The sequence below is a fragment of the uncultured Helicobacter sp. genome (assembly GCF_949282165.1).
Taxonomy (GTDB): domain Bacteria; phylum Campylobacterota; class Campylobacteria; order Campylobacterales; family Helicobacteraceae; genus Helicobacter_F.
In genome coordinates this window covers 261,625-281,229 of record NZ_CASDOV010000001.1, presented here as the reverse complement: position 1 = coordinate 281,229, position 19,605 = coordinate 261,625, and the positions used below count along the sequence as shown (strand labels likewise).

At 47.1% G+C, this 19,605-nt stretch carries 18 protein-coding genes; 8 read left to right on the top strand and 10 right to left on the bottom strand.

The window, feature by feature from the left end; genetic code table 11:
- Nucleotides 1–14: 14 nt before the first annotated feature.
- A complete protein-coding gene (gene leuA, locus ACH2BK_RS01425) occupies nt 15–1,670 on the bottom strand; it encodes a 2-isopropylmalate synthase (RefSeq protein WP_395001804.1) in 1,656 nt (551 codons plus the stop codon).
- A 188-nt stretch (nt 1,671–1,858) separates the two neighbouring features.
- Here leuA and ACH2BK_RS01420 point away from each other — a divergent pair, with 188 nt between their 5' ends.
- The 8 genes from ACH2BK_RS01420 to ACH2BK_RS01385 all read left to right on the top strand — a co-directional run bounded on the left by ACH2BK_RS01420 (nt 1,859) and on the right by ACH2BK_RS01385 (nt 12,091).
- Nucleotides 1,859–2,110: a hypothetical protein gene (locus ACH2BK_RS01420; RefSeq protein ID WP_395001803.1), complete on the top strand. Its 252-nt coding sequence runs from the start codon at nt 1,859–1,861 to the stop codon at nt 2,108–2,110.
- On the top strand, nt 2,031–3,824 hold the full coding sequence (locus ACH2BK_RS01415; RefSeq protein ID WP_395001802.1) for a CDP-glycerol glycerophosphotransferase family protein: 1,794 nt from the start codon (nt 2,031–2,033) through the stop codon (nt 3,822–3,824). Before ACH2BK_RS01420 ends, ACH2BK_RS01415 begins: the two co-directional genes overlap by 80 nt.
- Nucleotides 3,821–4,291, top strand: coding sequence for a hypothetical protein (locus tag ACH2BK_RS01410; protein WP_395001801.1), 471 nt, complete (start codon nt 3,821–3,823; stop codon nt 4,289–4,291). Before ACH2BK_RS01415 ends, ACH2BK_RS01410 begins: the two co-directional genes overlap by 4 nt.
- Nucleotides 4,288–7,434, top strand: a complete 3,147-nt coding sequence (locus tag ACH2BK_RS01405; protein WP_395001800.1) for a YidC/Oxa1 family membrane protein insertase — start codon at nt 4,288–4,290, stop codon at nt 7,432–7,434. The genes ACH2BK_RS01410 and ACH2BK_RS01405 overlap by 4 nt, the downstream gene beginning before the upstream one ends.
- A complete protein-coding gene (gene aepX / locus ACH2BK_RS01400; RefSeq protein ID WP_395001799.1) occupies nt 7,435–8,781 on the top strand; it encodes a phosphoenolpyruvate mutase in 1,347 nt (448 codons plus the stop codon).
- Between the two features lie 161 nt (nt 8,782–8,942).
- On the top strand, nt 8,943–9,326 hold the full coding sequence (locus ACH2BK_RS01395) for a hypothetical protein (protein WP_395001798.1): 384 nt from the start codon (nt 8,943–8,945) through the stop codon (nt 9,324–9,326).
- Between the two features lie 106 nt (nt 9,327–9,432).
- Entirely contained in the window at nt 9,433–10,977 is a 1,545-nt protein-coding gene (locus ACH2BK_RS01390; RefSeq protein ID WP_395001797.1) for a thiamine pyrophosphate-dependent enzyme, read from the top strand.
- 16 nt (nt 10,978–10,993) lie between these two features.
- Entirely contained in the window at nt 10,994–12,091 is a 1,098-nt protein-coding gene (locus ACH2BK_RS01385; RefSeq protein WP_395001796.1) for a phosphonoacetaldehyde reductase, read from the top strand.
- Here the strand turns inward: ACH2BK_RS01385 and ACH2BK_RS01380 are convergent.
- The 9 genes from ACH2BK_RS01380 to nth all read right to left on the bottom strand — a co-directional run bounded on the left by ACH2BK_RS01380 (nt 12,057) and on the right by nth (nt 19,520).
- Nucleotides 12,057–13,163 carry an EpsG family protein gene (locus ACH2BK_RS01380; protein ID WP_395001795.1) on the bottom strand — a complete coding sequence of 369 codons (1,107 nt, stop codon included), beginning with the start codon at nt 13,161–13,163 and terminating at the stop codon, nt 12,057–12,059. The genes ACH2BK_RS01385 and ACH2BK_RS01380 overlap by 35 nt on opposite strands.
- Nucleotides 13,164–13,245: 82 nt before the next feature.
- A complete protein-coding gene (locus ACH2BK_RS01375) occupies nt 13,246–14,049 on the bottom strand; it encodes a HesA/MoeB/ThiF family protein (protein ID WP_395001794.1) in 804 nt (267 codons plus the stop codon).
- A gap of 26 nt (nt 14,050–14,075) precedes the next feature.
- On the bottom strand, nt 14,076–15,869 hold the full coding sequence (gene lepA / locus ACH2BK_RS01370) for a translation elongation factor 4 (RefSeq protein ID WP_395001793.1): 1,794 nt from the start codon (nt 15,867–15,869) through the stop codon (nt 14,076–14,078).
- A gap of 86 nt (nt 15,870–15,955) precedes the next feature.
- Complete coding sequence (locus ACH2BK_RS01365; RefSeq protein ID WP_394994394.1) at nt 15,956–16,849, bottom strand: energy transducer TonB; 894 nt, start codon at nt 16,847–16,849, stop codon at nt 15,956–15,958.
- The gene (locus tag ACH2BK_RS01360) at nt 16,833–17,855 is read right to left on the bottom strand and encodes a hypothetical protein (protein WP_394994397.1); all 1,023 of its coding nucleotides are present in this window, start codon (nt 17,853–17,855) and stop codon (nt 16,833–16,835) included. Before ACH2BK_RS01360 ends, ACH2BK_RS01365 begins: the two co-directional genes overlap by 17 nt.
- 3 nt (nt 17,856–17,858) lie before the next feature.
- The gene (gene fliN, locus ACH2BK_RS01355; protein WP_394994399.1) at nt 17,859–18,212 is read right to left on the bottom strand and encodes a flagellar motor switch protein FliN; all 354 of its coding nucleotides are present in this window, start codon (nt 18,210–18,212) and stop codon (nt 17,859–17,861) included.
- 13 nt (nt 18,213–18,225) lie between these two features.
- Entirely contained in the window at nt 18,226–18,369 is a 144-nt protein-coding gene (locus ACH2BK_RS01350; RefSeq protein WP_394994401.1) for a hypothetical protein, read from the bottom strand.
- A gap of 1 nt (nt 18,370) precedes the next feature.
- Complete coding sequence (locus ACH2BK_RS01345; protein ID WP_394994404.1) at nt 18,371–18,799, bottom strand: chemotaxis protein CheX; 429 nt, start codon at nt 18,797–18,799, stop codon at nt 18,371–18,373.
- A 49-nt stretch (nt 18,800–18,848) separates the two neighbouring features.
- Entirely contained in the window at nt 18,849–19,520 is a 672-nt protein-coding gene (gene nth, locus ACH2BK_RS01340) for an endonuclease III (protein ID WP_394994407.1), read from the bottom strand.
- Nucleotides 19,521–19,605: the final 85 nt, after the last annotated feature.

The window sequence follows — 19,605 nt, the reverse complement described above, 5'->3', positions numbered from 1 at the left end:
TTTGTGTTGTGAATCTAGCGCGAGGCACGATTAATCGCACTTATCAAACCATAAATACTCGCCGCGATGATATCGGTATCAATGCCTACGCCAAAGTATTTGCCCTTGGCGTTTTGAATCTGCACATACGAGATGGCTTGCGAGGAGGAGCCCTCCTTGAGCGCGTGCTCGCTATAATCCATAATATCAAAATCTAGGCTTAGATTCTCACGCAGTGCGTTTGCCACTGCATCTAGTCGCCCATTGCCACTGCCGCTTATCTCATAGCTTTTGTCCTCAAACTCCACTTTGAGATTCACGCTTAGCACTTCATCAGTGCGTGTGAAATGATAGTCCTTGAGGCTCAAGGGGCTTTTTAGATTCACAAAATCGTTTTGGAAAATATCGCAAATATCTTGTGGCGAGAGCTCTTTGTGGGCTTTGTCAGAAATATCCTTGACATAGTAGGAAAAATCCTCCCTAAAGAGTGCGGGTAAGTCAATGCCAAATTGGCTATAGAGCACATACGCGATTCCGCCCTTGCCGCTTTGGGAGTTTATGCGTATCACATCGCTTTCATACACGCGCCCGATGTCTTGAGGATCGATAGGGAGATATGGCACGCTCCAAGTGCTGAGATTGTGCTCTTTGTGGTATGCCATACCCTTAGCGATGGCGTCTTGATGGCTGCCTGAAAACGCCGCAAACACGAGCTTGCCAGAGTAGGGCTGCCGCTCATACACGGACATTTTGGTAACCTTCTCATACAAATCACAAATCGCAGGGATATTGCTAAAATCAAGCTTAGAATCCACCCCGTGGGAATACATATTCATCGCAAGCGTGATGATATCGACATTGCCGGTGCGCTCGCCATTGCCAAAGAGAGTGCCCTCGATCCTATCTGCTCCTGCGAGTAGTCCTAGCTCCGCATCAGCGATCCCACAGCCTCTATCGTTGTGCGGGTGGAGCGAGATGAGCACGCTCTCGCGCTTGTTGAGATTTTTGGAGATATATTCCACTTGGCTTGCATAGATATGTGGCAGGCTCATCTCTACGGTTACGGGGAGGTTTAAGATGAGTTTGTTCTCTGGCGTGGGGTTAAAGACTTCTATCACGGCATTGCACACCTCAAGCGCGTAATCCACCTCTGTGCCGCTAAAGCTCTCGGGCGAGTATTCAAAGCGAAAATTCCCCTTAGTCTGTGCCGCCATTTGCTTGAGGTAGTTTGCCCCATCGATGGCGATTTGCTTGACTTGCTCTTTGGATTTTTTAAACACCTGTTGGCGTTGGGCAAAGGAAGTCGAGTTATACACATGCACGATGGCGTTTTTGCACCCGCTTAGGCTTTCAAAGGTTTTTTTGATGATATGCTCGCGCGCTTGGGTTAGCACTTGGATACACACATCATCAGGGATTAGCTCCTCCTCGATGAGTGTGCGCAAAAACTCATATTCTGTCTGACTCGCAGCGGGGAATCCCACCTCAATCTCTTTAAATCCGACTTTGACAAGGAGCTTAAAAAACTCGATTTTTTCCTCGAGGCTCATAGGTGTGATGAGTGCTTGGTTGCCATCGCGCAAATCCACGCTACACCAAATCGGGGCTTTGTCTATGTATTCCTTGCTCGCCCATTCCAAACACTGCGTAGGAGGCATAAAGTAGCCTCGCTGATATTTTTGGTGATTCATAAATAAGCTCCTAACAAACCGGGGGTGTGTGAAAAATTTTAATCAATTATATAACACGAAAAATTAATGCGGGGCTATGGATTTGGTTTGTTTGCTTTAAGTTTATTCTAGGCTTGCGTGCATTACAATGCCGACTTTGCTACGCGCTTTAAGAGAATTTTAATAATTAAACTTTGCAAGGTATTTGAATGATGTGGAGAGTTTTGGCATTGCTTTGTTTGTCGTGTGTCCCGGCGTTTGCGTATTTGGATCCGGGCAGTGGTTCGCTTCTGCTTTCATCGATTGTCGCGGTGTTTGCCTCTGTCGTGTTTTTCTTTAAAAACCTCTTTTACAAACTCACTTCCCCAAGCACCTTCCTAAGTGGCGGATTTAGCTCCGGATTTAGCCCTCGGGGGGGGGGGGAATTCTACCCTAAACAGCCATCTTGTATTCTACTCTGAAGGCAAACAATACTACCACACTTTTAAACCCATCTTAGATGCACTAGATTCACTTAAGCACCCTTATATTTATCTTACTTCTGGAGACGACGATCCCGCGCTTTTGCGTGGAGAGGCGCAGTCTTTTGGCACCTTTGAGTATATTGGCGCGGGCAATAAAGCCTATGTGAGACTAAACACGCTTAGGGCTGATATTTGCGTGCTCACCACGCCGGGCTTAGATGTTTTACAAATTAAGCGCAGTCGCGGGGTGCGCCACTACTGCCATATTGTGCATTCGCTCACGCCGATGACTTATCGGGCGTTTGGGCTGGATTATTTTGACTCCGTGCTGGTGGCAAACGAGATACAGAGGGATTTTGTGCGCGAGGTGGAGGAGGCGCACGGGGTAAAGCGGAAGTATATAGGGGTGGTGGGGAGCACATACCTTGATGAACTTTCCGTGTTAAGGCATTCAGTATTGAGCGATAAAGCGGGGAGTTTGATTGTCGGCGGCGGTCACTACCGCTTAGGTAGCTCTCTTGCCTCCAATCTGCACAACCCCACTTTCTCATCTCAATCCTTAGAATGCCAAGAGGGCAAGCCAAGCGCAGAATGTAAGGCAAATTCAGAATCTAAAACAATTACAGAATCCACAACGCTAAAAAACCTTAACGAGGCTTTGCCAAATATCAATAATGCGCGCGATAACGCAAGCCTAGCAGAATCTAATTTTGCAAAATCGCACACAAATTCAGAGTTTGCACACAAAGAGCAGCACGAAATTCTAGGATTTGAGATGAAAAATCGTGGTTTTGGAGCGCGAAGCGAGGAAGCTACCTTAGCGGTAGTGCCCGAAGCTGAGCGCGTAGATTCTCTTATGCGTGACCAAAGGGGGCAAATCTCAGAGGGCAAAAGCACACAAAAGACAAGCCAAGGAAAAGCACAAGGGCTAGGCGGCAGTATTTTAGATGAAAAATCGGGGTTGTGCAGTCGCGAGCGAGGAGATAAGACTAGAGCGTCTATCGACGAAGTGAGCGACAAACTCCCCGATTTATCACTAAAAGACAACGCACCACAATCTATGCCAACAATTCTCATCTCTCCCTCGTGGGGTAAGGAAACCTTGCTCACCAAATACGGACTAACCCTCCTAGAGCCCCTCGCCCAAGCAGGCTTTAGTCTCATCATACGCCCACACCCCCAAAGCCTCATCGGCGAGGCAGAATCTAAAAACATCGCCCACCTGCAAGAAGCCCTGCAACAATACGCAAATGTAGCGTGGGATATCGGCACGCCCAATGTCTATGCCTTTGCCAAAGCCGATATGATGATTTCAGATTTTAGCTCCGTGATTTTTGACTTTGTCTGCCTCGAGGGCAAGCCCGTGCTCACACTAGACTTTGCCTTCGATCCTGCTGGCTATGATTTGAGCGATATTGATATGGAGCATTTTTATACCTTTGAGACGCTAAAGCGCATAGGCGGGAAGCTAGAGGAGCGAGATTTTGGCGACATTACTAGTGTGATCGCACAGATTTTAGAATCTAATAAGACAAAAGAAGCCCAAAAATGCAAAGAGGAGCTTTGGCGATACCCACACCACGCCGGACTGAAAGCCGTGCAAGAGATTCTAAAAATCGAGCGTGAGCTACTAGAGCAAAGCCTTAAAGCCTATATGCCGCAAGTGCGCAGGATTCGCGAGATAGATGCGATGCTAGAGGGTGTGCGATGAGGCATTTAGATGAAAGGCATTCAGCTCTTAGCGATAAAGGAAATTCGTCTCTTACGCAATCTTTGAGCGAGCACGGCGGGGCTGCTTGCTCATTTACATCTAGTAAAATCCCTGCGTCGCCCCTTGTGCAACACTCAAATCTTACGCAAGATACTAGAATTTCTGGCAAGCCAAGTGCGGAGTCTCAAGCTGATTTAGAATCTAATGCAGGCTTAGAATCTAAATTTACACAATCGCACACAGATTCAGAATTTGCACACAAAGAAGCATATAAAACGCCGTTCCCGCATTTGTGGCAGAAAATTAATGTGCAAGAGTTAGAGAATGGCGCGGTATTTTTCGATGATTTTACTTGTTTTGCAAATGAGCGTGCAGGGAGTTACCTAGAGGGTAATGACCAAACGCGAATGCAGCAATCAAGTAAAAGCGCGAAAAAGACAAGCCAACACAAAGGATACCTACAATGATTACAGAAGTGCTTTACTACACCTTCATCTACCCTATGCAAACCCTCCTTGGTGCGGTGTTTGAGTGGCTCTATGCCATCACGCACAGCTATGGCTTGGCTATCGTGCTTTTAAGTCTTTGTGTCAATGTCTTTTTGCTCAAGCTCACGCACCTTTCAGAATCCAAAGCCCGCGCAGTGAGCGCGCTAAAAAGCGCGTGTGATAAGAAAATAGCGGAGTTTAAAAAAGTCTTTAGGGGCGCGGAGCTGCACGCCTACACGCAGATTCTTTTTAAACAAAAGCACTACCACCCTATTTATAATCTCTTTTCACTTAGTGGCTTGGCACTGCAGATTCCCTTTTTTCTTGGCGTGCTCTTTTTACTCCAAGACTTTGAGGGCTTGCAGGGCGCGCGATTTGGCGTGATAGAGGATTTGAGCAAGCCCGATACTTTGCTTTTTGGCTACGCACTTTTGCCTTTTGTGATGAGTGTTTTGAGCCTCATTAATGTCTTTGTGAGTAGCAAAGAGCGCGGTGCGCGCGTGCAGGGCAGCCTCATCGCGCTTATTTTTCTCGTGCTGTTGTATGTGATGCCAAGTGGGCTGGTAGTATATTGGAGTGTGAGTATGGGGTTTTCGCTCCTGCGAACTTTGCTTGGATTGAGGCATTCAGCTTTTCTAAAGAAACTTCGTTTTGGTGATAAATCGTTGATTCTGCGCTCGGGGTTTGGTCACTACCGCTTAGGTAGCTCCCTGCACCCCTCACTTGAAAACAACGATTTCTCATCCAAAATCTTAGAATGCCAAGACGGCAAGCCAAGCGTGGAATGTAAAGCAAGTTCAGAATCTAGTGTAGGTTTAGAATCTAGCCCCACAGATTCTAAAGATTCACAAAAGCAAAGTATAGAATCTAGTCTAACAGATTCAGAATCTAAAATAATTACACAATCCACCACTTCAAAAACCCTTAACGAGGCTTTGCCAAATATCAATAATAATGGGCGCAGTAGCGCAAGTCGAGCAGAATCTAATTTTGCAAAATCGCACACAAATTCAGAGTTTGCACACACAGAGCCACACGAAATTCTAGCATCTTGCGATGATTTTGTGGGTTATCAAGCGAGGGGTGCAGGGAGCTACCTAAGCGGTAGTGACCAAGCACCGAGCGTAGATTCCCGCAAAAGCGCGCAAGAGGCGAATTTACTTTCAAGATTTAAGAATGTTTTACACGCCATTTTCACACCCCACAAGGATTTAGATTCTAAAACCTACCTCACTTACCGCAATATCTCTATCTTTGCGCTCTTAAATATCTTTTTTCTCATCTTTGTATTTTCGCCCTTTGCGGTGTATAGCTCGGATGTTAGTCAATTTGATCCAAGCCAAACTTTCCAGACACTTGGCGGACTTTTTGGCTTTTTCTTACTCTTTAGTTTTTTAGGGATTTATACCACAAGCTTTTTTTACAAAACACGATTGCTAAAACTCGGAGTTTTTGCGTGTATAGTGCTTGTGTTGATTGCGATAAGTTATGTGTTTTTTTTCACAGGCAATATTTTCAATGGTCGCCCTTATGCGCCCCTAGATGGACTACTCTTTAAAGATGGTGGGGCAAATATCTCACACGCATTTGCAAAATATTTTGACATAGGTTATGGCGTTTTTCTTATGTTTGCTGCCATCTTTTTGCTCTATAAGCTTAAAAATGCAATGCGTATTGCGCTGCTATTTATGTTTGGTATTCTCTCTTTGTCAAGTGTATTAGATTTTGGGAGTGTGGTTATCGAGCATAGTAAATATGTGAAGTTAGAAGCACCCACAAAAAGTTCTCATAATGCTACCAATAATTCCACGATACCAGATTATGCAAATGTTTATTTAGGCTTTTCAAAAGATAAGCCAAATATTATAGTGCTTATGTCTGATACGGTGCAAAGTGATAATTTCACGCAGGCACTCAAGGATTATCCAGAGCTTTATGATGTTTTTGAGGGCTTTACCTACTATACAAATACTCTTTCGGCTTCAAGCATTACCTTTGCCTCATTTCCTGCAATCATTGGAGGAGAGTATTATGCACCCCATAATGTCAATAAAAGAAACCTCAAACATACGCTTGTAGAGGAAAACTCAAAGGCAATCGTTAGTGTGGCAAATAGCTTTTCAAATGCGGGGTATGCGGTAAGTTTTGGGACTATTTTTCCCGGAGATGAAGTTTATATACGCCCAAATTTGAAAAAAGATGTTTTGCTTATCCCAAATACTGATCATAGTGCGTGGGCAGGATTTTATAAGCAACACTATCGCATACAAGAACCAAAGTTAGATTCTAGTATTCCCTTTGGCGAGCTTATTTCTCTTGGGCTTTTCCGAGCTAGTCCATATATCTTTAGAGCAAGGCTGTATCAAGCAGAGGGTTGGCTTTTTGGCGATTCACTTTTGGCAAACCATTTTAGATATTCAGTCAATAACGCCTCAAAAATAGCGAGTTTTGCCGTGCTTTCTAACACACAATCTCCCAAACCTACATTTAAGCTTTTTCACGAAAATACCGAGCATTTTCCTTGGCTTCTTGACAAAGATAATGCGTGCCAACATATCACAGATACAAGCCTTTATCGCTCAAAATTGATGACAGACAAAGCAGGGCTAGCGTATTCTAATCATATTTGTTATGTGAAAAATCTTGGCTTATGGCTGAAGTGGTTTAAAGATTCTGGAATCTATGACAATACCAAAATTATTATCGTGAGTGATCATGGCAACGGCGGACAGGGCGCGCCACTTATAGATTTGCCACGTCGAGAATTACGAAACTCTCATATATTCTTTATGGTAAAGGATTTTAACGCTAAAGGTAAGCTCAAAGTCGATACCACGACTTTTGTGAGCAATAGCGATGCTATGGCGGTGGCGTGTGATGAGATAGATTCAAAATGCCCCAAGATTCCTCCAAGTTTTCTCAAAAATCCAATGCCAAATCGCGAGCTTATCTTTACATTTGTAGATGGTGGTAGCGGGCGACAGACGAACACAAAATTTGATGTTATTTTGCAATACAAAGTGAAAAATAGCATTTTTGATTTAAACAACTGGACAGACATTACCAGCACAGAATCTACACAGTCTCAAGCTGCCACAATTTCAGAATCTAAGGAGCACTAAATGGACTACAGTATCAGAACAACTACTGCAACGCCCATCGTCTATGTCGCTATGAGCGCGGATCTCCTCCACCCCGGGCATATCAATATCCTAAAAATCGCGCGCGAGTATGCGGATAAGATCTCGGGCGAAGTGGTTTTGGGGCTGCTTACGGATTCTGCTATCGCTTCATACAAGCGCGTGCCGTATATGAGCTATGAGCAGCGCAAAGCCGTGATGGAGAGCCTTAGCCTGATTGATCGCGTGATCCCCCAAACCACCCTAAGCTATGAGGCAAATATCCGCGCGCTCAAGCCCCGCTATGTCGTGCATGGCGATGATTGGAAAGTCGGCGCGCAAGCCAAAACGCGCCAAAATGTCCTTGATACTTTGAGCGAGCTAGGCTGCGGCGAGCTTGTGGAGCCAAGCTATACTGAGGGGATTAGCTCCACACAGCTCAACGCCGATGCGCGTGCTATCGGGATCTCAACCAACGCGAGGCTCTCCACCCTGCGCCGTCTCATCGCGGCTAAAAAGCCCTTAAGAATCCTCGAGACGCACTCGGCAATCTCCGCGCTCATCGCCCAAAATGTCTTTGTGCAAAAAGAGGGCGTGCGGCTGGAGTTTGATGGATTTTGGAGCTCGAGCCTCACAGATTCTACCTCGCGGGGCAAGCCCGATATCGAGGCAGTGGAACTCACAAGCCGCCTAAATACGATTAATGAGATTTTTGAAGTAACAAGCAAGCCGCTCATCTACGATGCCGATACGGGCGGGAAAATCGAGCATTTTGTCTTTAGCGTGCGCAGTCTCGAGCGCACGGGAGTGAGCGCGGTGATCATCGAGGATAAGACGGGGCTAAAGAAAAATTCTCTGCTTGGCAATGAGGTGGCGCAAACCCAAGATTCTATCGAGGATTTTTGCGACAAAATCACGGCGGGCAAGCGCGCGCAGATAACGCAGGATTTTATGATTATCGCGCGTATAGAATCTCTTATCCTAGAAAAGGGGCAAGAGGACGCGCTAAGGCGTGCGCACGCGTATGTGCAGGCGGGGGCTGATGGGATAATGATCCACTCGCGCCAAAAATCTCCTAATGAGGTGCTGGAGTTTTTGGAGAGATTCCGTGCGCGTGATGCGCACACGCCTATCGTGGTTGTGCCCACGAGCTTTAATACAATCACCGCACACGAGCTGGGCGAGGCGGGAGCAAATATCATCATCTATGCCAACCACTTGCTAAGGGCGTCGTTTGTGGCGATGAAAGAGGTGGCAGAGGGGATTTTGCGACACGATAGGAGCGCAGAGATTGAGGGGCGGTGTATGAGTGTGGGGGAGATACTCTCGCTGATCCCGGGGACGATATAAAAAGTGGCATTCAGTATTGAGCGATAAAAGTGGGAATCTTCACTCGGATTTTCGGTCACTTACGCCTAGTAAGCTCCCTCAATCCTCGCTTGATAACCCACTTTTCTCATCTCAATCCTTAGAATGCCTCTAATGACAACTAACCAAAATAAAGGAGCGTTATGCTAGATACTTACGCGTTTGGGGAGCTTTTGGGGGAGAGTGGGTTTAGGGATTTTAGCGGGGTGCCCTGCAGCTACCTCGCACCGCTTATTAATTATGCGATTAATGAGGGGCGGTTTGTGATGGCGAATAATGAGGGGGAGGCGGTGGCGATAGCGAGCGGGGTTAGTCTTGCAAATTCAGCTCTAGGTAAGCATTCAGCTTTGAGCGATAAATCGGGGAGTTTGTCGCTCACTTCGTCGATAGACGCTCCAGTCTTATCTCCTCGTTCGCGACTGCACAACCCCGATTTCTCATCTCAAATCTTAGAATGCTCGGGCAAGCCAAGCGAGGAATGTAAAGAAAATATAGAATCTGAAAGAAAGTTTAGATTCTATATTTAGCAGCTTAGATTCAGAATCTAGAACAATCGCAGAATCCCTAACGCCAAAAAATCCTAGCGAGGCTTTGCCTAATTTAAATAATATGCGCGATAACGCAAGCCTACATTTGTCGCGGAAAGTTGGTGCGCGGGATTCAGAGAGAGGCGAAGTATTTTGCGATGATTTTGCTTGTTTTGCGAGTGAGGACGAGGGAGCTACCTTAGGCGGTAGTGACCGAAGTCCGAGTGATGCAATCAAGCAAAAGCGCGCGAAAGACAAGTCTAGCACGGAATATGGCGTGGTGCTTATGCAAAACAGCGGACTTAGCAACGCCCTCTCGCCTCTCACAAGCCTCAACCACACCTTTGGTATCCCAATCCTTGGCTTTGTGTCGCTGCGCGGGGAGCGCGATGGACAAGGGCGCAACACCGATGAGCCACAGCACGAGCTCCTAGGCGTGATCACCGATAAACTGCTAGCAGTGTGTGAGGTAGAATATGCGTTTTTGAGCCCAGATTTTGATGAGGCGAGAAAACAGGTGCATCGCGCGCGAGAGGTTTTGGAATCGCGCAGGAGTTTTTTCTTTATAGTGAGGGATAAGACATTTAGCAAAGTTGCTTTGTTAAAAGATTTTAGAAATTCGTCTCTTACGCAATCTTTGAGTGAGCACGGCGGGGCGACTTGCTCATTTACATCTAGTAAAATCCCTGCGTCGCCCCTTGTGCAACACTCAAATCTTACGCAAGATACTAGAATTTCCGAGGCAAGCCACGCACAAGGTTTAGAGACAAATTCAGAATCTAATGCGGGCTTAGATTCTATGTTTGATACTTCAGATTCAGAATCTAGCTCTATAGAATCTTGCATAGCGTCCCAAAAATCCGAGCTTGCACACAAAGAAGCACACGAAATTCTAGCATCTTGCGATGATTTTAGGAGTTTTTCAAGTGAGCGTGCAGGGAGCTACCTAGGCGGTAGTGACCAAACGCGAACGCAGAAATCTCCTAAAGGCGCGCAAGAGGCGAATTTATCCAAAGAAGCTAGAGAAACGTTACCTACGCGTTTGCAAGCCCTCACGACACTCCACACTATTGCGCTAGATTCCCAAAGCGTGCTGCTCGCCACCACGGGCAAATGCGGGCGCGAGCTCTATGAGCTGGGCGATACGCCCAATCAGCTCTATATGGTTGGCTCTATGGGCTGCGTGGGGGCTTTGGGGCTTGGGATCGCGCTTAAGAGTGAAAAAAAGATAATGGCAGTCGATGGGGATTCTGCGCTGCTTATGCGGCTTGGCGCGCTTAGCACCAATGCGTATTATGCCAAAATGCGCGATAGGGGGAACTTCTGCCATATTTTGCTAGACAATGAGAGTCACGATAGCACCGGCGGGCAGTTTAATCTCTCGCCGTTTGTGGATTTTTGCGCAATTGCGCGGGCGTGTGGGTATGAGCGCGTGTGCGAGGTGCGTGATGTGGGCGAGCTAAATGAAGCATTGCGCGCATTTGTGGAGTGTGAGCGCGGGGGCGCGTGGTTTGTGTATCTGCGGATAGCTAAGGGGAGCAAGGAGCCCCTAGGTCGCCCCAAAATCACGCCAAGGCAAGTGGCAGCGCGCCTGAGTGCGTTTCTCACGCGTGAGACTAGTGCGCAAAATGTGCAGGGTGCGCAAGGATAAGAGAAAAGGAGAAGCGATGAAGTTTTGCTATCACAATCCGGTGCGAATAGTATTTGGCGCAGATTTGCTACAAGCCTGCAGGGAGTTAGAATCTGATAAAATCCTGCTTGTCACCTCACGGGGCTTTAGCGCGCGCGGGCTCACTGCCAAGGTGCGGGAGGTGCTAGGCAAGCGTGTGGTGGGCGTGGTGGATTCTATCACGCCAAATCCGGAGCTAAGCGAGCTTGTGGCACTAAAAGCCACATTACAGAATCTAGATTTTGATTCCCTGCTTGCTATCGGTGGGGGGAGCGTGCTTGATAGCGCGAAGTTTTTGAGCACTCGGGGCGATGTGGTGGCGCGCGATGGGGGATTGCACATAGAGGGCGTGGGGCGTGGCGCGAGTGGGAGTGAATCCCTAGCGCGTGCGATATTTGCTATCCCCACGACTGCGGGCACGGGGAGTGAGCTCACAAAGTGGGCGACGATTTGGGATAGCAAGGCGGGAGTGAAGTATTCTCTGCAGAGTGAGAGCCTCTATCCGCACACCGCGATATATGATGTGAATCTCACGCGCACTTTAAGCCGCGAAACCACCATAGCCACGGGGCTTGATGCGCTCTCGCACGCGTGTGAGTCGATATGGAACAAAAACGCCAATCCCATCTCCACGCATTACGCGCTAGATTCTATAGCTCTCATCGTGCGCACGCTGCCCGCGCTCACAGAGGATTTGGGCGAGCTTGGACTGCGTGAAGATATGATGCGCGCGAGTATGCAAGCTGCCCTAGCGTTTTCTAATACCCAAACCGCCCTCGCACACGCCATAAGTTACCCTATCACGATGCGCTTTGGCGTGCCGCACGGGCTAGCGTGTAGCTTTAGTATCCCGCTATTGCTAGAGTGTCTGCCAAAGTGTGAGGCGCGCGAGATTCTATCGCCTTTAAGCGGGGCGATAAAGGAGCTTTTTGTCGCGCTTAAAGTGAGCACAAATCCTAGGGATTATGGGCTAGATTCTGTAATGATAGAGGAGATTTTTGGCTCACTCAATGCACGGGCAAAAAACGGGGTGTTTGCGTTAGAGGAGGTGAAGCAAAAGTTTAGTTTAGCAGATAATAAAACCAACCTCCACTAAGATCATAAAAGCCCTCTTTGATAATAGTCATTTTTATGGCAGTTCGGAATTTGTCTATGAGGAAAATAAATCCTAAGCCATACAAATACCAAAGCCTGTGCTCTAGGACTTTAAAAAACAAAAAGCCAAAGATGATGTGGTAAAACAAGCCTACGCGTATGGAAAAATTCCACGAAGCAATGGGTGAGACAAGAAAGAAGATTCCATAAAAAATAATGATATTGCGCCATTTTGGATCGATATTTTTATAAAAATACAAAGTTAAAAGTATGAGTGCGTAGGCAAATACAGAATCTCTAAACACAATTTTCCCGGCGTCATCCATCACCCTATCGTAGTAAAAAAGTTTGTGGGATAAAAAATCCGGGATAAAATCCATATAGGAGATCAGTGTCGGAAAGAATTCAGATGACGCGATTGCAAGAGATCCCACGATGGTAATGATGAGAGAGAGTTTGAAAAATCTCCTAAAGCAATAAAAGAGTATGTAGAATACAATGGCTGTTGTGTGGCAAAAAAATCCAAGTAATACAAAGATAAGGGTTTTGTATTTTGAGGTTTGGTAGAGAGCAAAAAGAATAAAAATGCAGGCAAAAAGCTGTCGCGTCAAAAAGGTGGGTGTCCAAAAGCTAAAGAGGCAAAAGACAAAAAACACACAAAGTGTGGCATAGCGCGCCTGTGTATCTTTGAGTGCGTATTTTTCTAGCCAGATAAGAGTGAGGATGCCAGCGCAAATGCTATTAAGGATTAAAAAATCCACGCATCGCAGAGAATCAAAAAAGAAAGAGATAACACACCAATAAAGAGGCATAAGAAACTCAACGCCGCTCCCATAAGCAAAGATTTGGCTAAAGTCTCCTCTAGCAATGTCGTAATAAGTCGTGTAATAACTCAGTGCGTCAGAATAACATGGTGTGTTGTTAGCATAAGTGATGGCTCCGCTTATGATGATGGCAAGCGTTATGGTAATGCGCAAAAATGCATTGGGAGTAAGAAAGGTGAGGAGATACAAAAAGCTAAGGGCAACAAGTAGGGCGGCTATCGGGCTAAATGGCAGAATGCACCATGGCACAAAAGCCAAAATAGAAGCTAGAGGGCTATACGGGGGGGGGGCATTATATGAGTGTTATAAGACATATCTATCCTTTTAAAAATCACAATTCCCAGCAGGAGGCTTGCTCGTAGTCGCTTAAAGTTTTGGGAGCACCATTAGCGCAGACGCGGCAGTGTGGGTTTTTGCTCACGCGTATCTTGCGAAACTCCATACTTAGCGCATCAAAGCTTAGTATCGTATTGTAGAGTGGCTTGCCTATGCCTAAAATCATCTTAAGCACCTCGGTGGCTTGGATACTCCCAAGCATTCCTGCGATTGAACCAAGTATCCCCGCACTTGAGCAAGTAGGCACAGAATCTGGGGGTGGAGGGGAGTGAAACACGCACGCATAGCACGCGCTCTCCCCGGGGCTCACACTCATACTCTGCCCGCTAAAGCGCAAAATCCCGCCATAGGAATAGGGCTTCTTGAGCATTATGCACGCGTCGTTTATGAGGAATTTGGTGCCAAAATTATCCGTGCCATCGACGATGATGTCATAAGATTCTATAAGTTTTGCGATATTTTGGGCGTTTAATCGCTCTTGGTAGGTATCTATCTGCACATTGGGGTTTAGCGCGTGGAGCTTTTTTTGTGCGCTTTGCACCTTTGGCGTGCCCACCTCGGGCGTGGTGTGGAGGATTTGTCGCTGCAGATTGCTAAGATCGATCACATCATCATCGATGATCCCAATCCGCCCCACCCCCGCGGCTGCGAGATAGAGCGCGATAGGCGAGCCAAGCCCACCAGCCCCCGCGATGAAAACCTGTGCTTGTGCGAGTTTTTTCTGCCCCTCTACGCCGACATTTTGTAGCACAAAATGCCGCGAGTAGCGTTTCATCACTTCATCATTAAACTCTAGCATATCCCCTCCTTGTAGATTTGGCAAGCCTAATCCACTTTGAGCACTGCCAAAAATGCCTCTTGTGGCAGTTCCACTTTGCCAATAGCCTTGAGGCGTTTTTTGCCCTCTTTTTGCTTTTCTAGTAGCTTGCGTTTGCGCGTTATGTCCCCGCCATAGCACTTTGCGGTTACATTTTTGCCCATAGATTTGATGGTTTCGCGTGCGATGATTTTGTTGCCGATACTCGCTTGTATCGCGACTTCAAAGAGTTGGCGTGGTATGAGTTCTTTCATCGCTTCCACTAGGGCTCTGCCTTTCTCATAGGCTTTGGAGTTATCCACGATGATAGAGAGCGCATCGACTACTTCGCCTGCCACGCGCACATCAAGTTTCACGAGCTTGCCCTCTCTGTATTCGATAGGCTCATAGTCAAAGCTCGCATAGCCCTTGGTGCAGGATTTGAGTTTGTCATAAAAATCCATCACGATTTCATTACTTGGCAGGGCGTATTCGAGCATTACGCGCTCGGGTGTGAGGTATTCCATTTTTTCCTGCACGCCGCGTTTGTTGGAAAGCAGCGTGATGATATTGCCTAGATATTCGCTTGGTGTGATGATATGCGCACGCACATAGGGCTCTTTGATACTTGCGATTTTTTGCACTTCGGGGAGCTGGCTGGGGTTTTGCACAAGAGTGAGTGAGCCATCAGTCCCATAGACTTCATAGATCACCGTGGGTGCGGTGGCGATGAGCTGGAGGTTAAACTCACGCTCTAGGCGTTCTTTTACCACTTCCATATGCAAAAGCCCTAGGAAGCCCACGCGGAATCCAAAACCAAGCGCGATAGAAGTCTCTGGCTCAAACTGCAGGGCGGAGTCGTTGAGTTTGAGTTTATTGAGTGCTTCGCGCAGATCCTCAAATCTATCAGTCTCAATCGGATAGAGCCCGGCAAAGACAAAGGGCTTGGCGGGTTTGAATCCCTCTATGGGCTTAATTGTAGGGTGTTTAGAATCTGTGATGGTATCGCCCACAGCAAGCTCTGTGAGGGACTTTAGCCCCAAGGACACGATGCCTATCTCTCCACAAGCGATTTTTTGCGTGGGGATTTTTTGCACTGGGTGGGGATAATAGAGCCCTAGCACCTCATATCGCTTGCCACTGCTCATTATGAGAATCTCCTGCCCCACGGATATATCGCCATCTTTAAGCCGCACGAGTGCTAGGGCACCTAGGTAGTTATCAAACCAAGAATCATAAATCAGCGCTTTGGTAGGAGCACTTTCATCGCCGCTTGGTGGGGGGATACGCGTGATGATAGATTCTAAAAGCTCGTGTATGCCTAGCCCGCTTTTTGCGCTCACTTCTAGGGCATTATCGCATTCTAGCCCGATGGTAGATTCTATCTCGTCTTTGACTTTTGGGGCGTCTGCGGCGGGTAAGTCGATTTTGTTAATCACGGGGATAATTTCGAGATTGTTATCAAGTGCGATATAGACATTGGCGATGGTTTGGGCTTCCACGCCCTGTGAGGCATCCACCACGAGCAGCGCGCCCTCACACGAGCTAAGAGAGCGCGAGACTTCATAGCTAAAATCCACGTGCCCGGGCGTGTCGATGAGGTTTAGGATATAGGTTTGGTTGTTGTGGGTGTATTCTAGGCGCACGGATTGGGCTTTTATCGTGATACCGCGCTCCTTTTCGATATCCATCGTGTCCATAATCTGGCTCACCATCTCTCTTTGGGTTACCGCGCCGCATTCTTGTATGAGGCGATCAGCAAGCGTGGATTTGCCATGATCAATGTGCGCGATGATAGAAAAATTTCGGATATGTTGCTGCATACTGCACAAACCTTGTGTGGGATTAAGCCCGCGCATTGTAGCAAAGCAATGCTAAAAAATCATTGAGAAGCTTAGCCCTATAGAGGCTAATAGTAATATAGCTCCATACTCACGCGGATTCTGATAAGCACCTTGCTTGTGGGGTGGGGGTAGTCTTTGTAAGCGATTTCTATGGTGCGCTCGGAGTTTCTATCTAATATCACATAGCCCGATGATTTGATAAGGCGCAAGTCGCTGATATCGCCATTTGGGTGGAGATAAAACTGCACGATATTCACGCCCTGCTGCCCTAGGCGGATCGCATCGGGGGGGTATTTGAGATACCTGCCTGTGATACGCCCTATATCGCGGAGGTTGTTGATGATAAAATCCTGCTCCACAAGCCCATAATCCCCAAATTCCTCGCCATAGAGATCACTCACATCGCGCTTTGTGATGCTATCAAGCCTTTGGTATTGGGAAAATATCGCAGCTAGTGAGGGGGATTGTTTGGTGTTGTTTGGGTGTGAATCTCTAGGGGAGGGATTGGAGTTTAGCGTAAGGGAGCGCAGATCGATATCCTCTGTGCCCTCTTGGTGTGAATCTGCTCTCTGTGGGCTTTGGGCTAGGGTTTGTGAATCTTTAGCAGGATTTGAATCTTGGGGCTTTGGGCGAGGTTGGGAGGCATCGCTATCGCGCTTTATCGCGCTTGTTTGGGGTTGTTTAGAATCTTTTTTTTGATTCTGTGGCGCGCTAGAGCTCTGTGGTGGGCTTGGCTTGGCTTGTGGTGCGGAGCTAGGCTGTGGAGGGAGCTGCTGGGGGATAAAGCCCGAGATTTTTATCTTATTTGGCACTTCTGCCGTGCCTTTTTTGAATCTAAGCTCTTGGCGTGTAAAGAGTAAGCCTAGCACAATCCCCACAATCACAAGGTGGATAACAAGCGAGCACAGGAGGGAGAAGCGCAATCGCTCTTTTTGGGTGATGTTAAATGTTTTGGTCATTTTTTAGTCGTTGCAATCGCTGTGCCTTTTGCTCCAAAAGCGTGCTAAATTGTGAATCCTCAATCACAAGGCTATTGTGCGGGCTTTGGGCTTTATTGGGGCTAGTGATGGGGTAGCGATCAAGCAGGGTGTTGGAGTTGCCCACTAGCACGACATAGCGATAGCCATTAGTCTCAATAGTTAGGATTTTGTTTTTAGAATCCACGCGCTTTTGGGCGATGACTTTGATACTAGGATCGAAGGAATTTAGCTCAAAATGCGCACTGCTAGAGGAAGTGGGTGTGAGGTAGGAGGCAAAGGGCTTGGTGTTTTTGCGCAAAAAGTTGCGCGTCCATAGCAAAATCGCAATGAGCAATACCATAACCCCAATAAGCGCGGCATAACGCCACAAATCCAAATCCCCATTTTGTGTGAGTAGCGCGAGGGGTTGCGCGCCCTCTTGCGCGGCTTTGCTCTGCGCGTTTTCTTGTGTGTTTGCTCGTGTGTTTTGCTCTGTCTGTGTGCTACTCTGCATTGCTAGGGATTGGGCGGTGCTCGTGAAGCTCGCGCTATCGGGCTTGGGCAATGAGGCTATCTCGCTAGAGATTTCAGAATCTAGCGGCGGATTCACAGGGAGCGTGAGGGATTTATGCATTAGCATATCTAAGTGCGAGGGTTGGGCTTTGAGAAAGCTTATCTTGAGCGTCTGCCCCGCCTTGCCCACCTCGATGTGAAGCTGCGTCGGATCGCCCACGCCTAGCACATACAAATCGCTATTGATGTTAAAGACTTGTATTTCATTCAGCAGCGATCCGCTCACGCGCTTGTTTTGTGGCTGTGCAGTGATGTTTTTGAAAATCACGCCTTTGTATTCTTCTTTAGTCGTGATTTGTGGCGTGAGATCGTAGGTGGTATCCAGATAGAGGAGGATTTCACTCTTGTCTTTGGCAGTGTTTATCTCTATCTTTTGTGCTTGCGTGGCGAGGGCTAGTGCTACTCCACAGAGCCAGATGATGAGGTGTCGCATAGCCTAGACTTTCTCACGCGTGAGATAATACACAATCGCATTAGAATCTAAGATCTCATTGATACGAATGGCGAGGTTTTTCTCATACACCATTACCTCGCCTTTGCCTATCACGCGCCCATTGACAAATGTCTCGATACTCTCGCCCGCAGGCTTGCCCAAATCGATGATAGAGCCTTTTTCAAATTTTAGAATCTCATTTAGGGGGAGTTTTGTCGAGCCCAGCTCGGCTTCAAAGAGCACTTCCATATCAAGCACTCCATTGTAGTTTTGCATCATATCCTCGAGATATGTGGCTAGCTCAATCTCTTTTGGTGTGTGGATTCTTTGTTTATCGAGGATAGATTCTCCGCCCATTACGCACTCCTTATTATTTTATGCAATTTGCCCTTGGTAAATTGGTATGGGCAATGCGAGCTTGCGCCCCCACTTGCTCCGGCTTACACGCGCATACAATCACAGAATCTGCCCGCTTAGATTTGCTAGATTCTATAATGTCGCCTGTGGGTTTCATCTCACGCCTTTCTTATGTAGATTCCGCAGTGCCCTCTGCCGAGCTTAAAATGCAAGCCACTATCATAGTCTTTGATGAGTTTGTAGCCCAGATAACTAGGCACGGAGATGTTAAAGCTCCTATCGCCTTTGGCTAGGACTTTGGCGTGTCCGACGATGAGATTTGCGAGCTCCTTTGCCATATCCTCTAAGGTGGCTTTATCCGGGCTCTCCTCCTCTAGCAGTGCTTTGGTGATGATTGTCAAAAACGCCTTATCAAAGAGCAAAAACACCTCTTTATCCGCTACATTGCCTTTTAGCATACTGATTTTTGCGAGATAACCCTTTTTTATCGGTAGGATAGAATCTTTGGGGGTTTTGTTGATACTCTCTTGTAGCACTTCTAAAAAACTTTGAGCGATAATCTCAAAACTTTGATGATTGGTATCCATTAGCAACCCTTTGCGTCTTTGGGATTTACAAATTATAGGTATTTTTTGCTTATCTTGGCTTAAAGTTTTGCGTGCTCTTGCACAAATGCCGCACGAAGCATTCCTCACATAGCGGCTTTTGTGCCTTGCAGATGTAGCGTCCAAAGAGCACAAAGGCTTGATGAAGTGTGGAGAGATTGTCCCTAAAGGCTTTTGTGAGTTCAGATTCTGTCTGCAGGGCTGTTGTGGCATTGCTGAGCCCCAATCGGTGCGAAGTGCGAAACACATGCGTATCCACCGCCATAAAGTTGGCTTCAAAAAACTCTATCAAAACGACATTAGCTGTCTTTTGTCCCACGCCAGCGAGACTTTTTAGTGCCTCTTGCGTGGTGGGGATCTCCCCGCTGTGTTCTTGCAGGACTTGGGACGCCATTTTTTTGAGGTTTGTGGCTTTGTTGTTAAAAAACGAGATGGATTTAATCAGCTCTTTAATCTCTTCTATCGGGGCACCTGCGAGGCTAGCGACATTTGGGAATCGCGCAAAAAGCGCGGGTGTTACGAGATTGACGCGCTTATCGGTGCATTGGGCAGAGAGCATTACGCACACGAGGAGCTCATAGAGATTGTTATAGCGCAATTCTGTTTTGGCGTTGGCATAATGCTGCAAAAAGAGGGCTTTTATTTCCGCTATTTGGGCTTTGGTGGCTTTTTTGGGTTTTGGGTTAGGGGATTTTGGTGGCATTTGTATCCTTTGTGTAAGTCTTGCGTGAGTGGCATTATAATATTTTTATGGGGCTTTTGGCTATAATTGGCGGCTTTAGATTCTG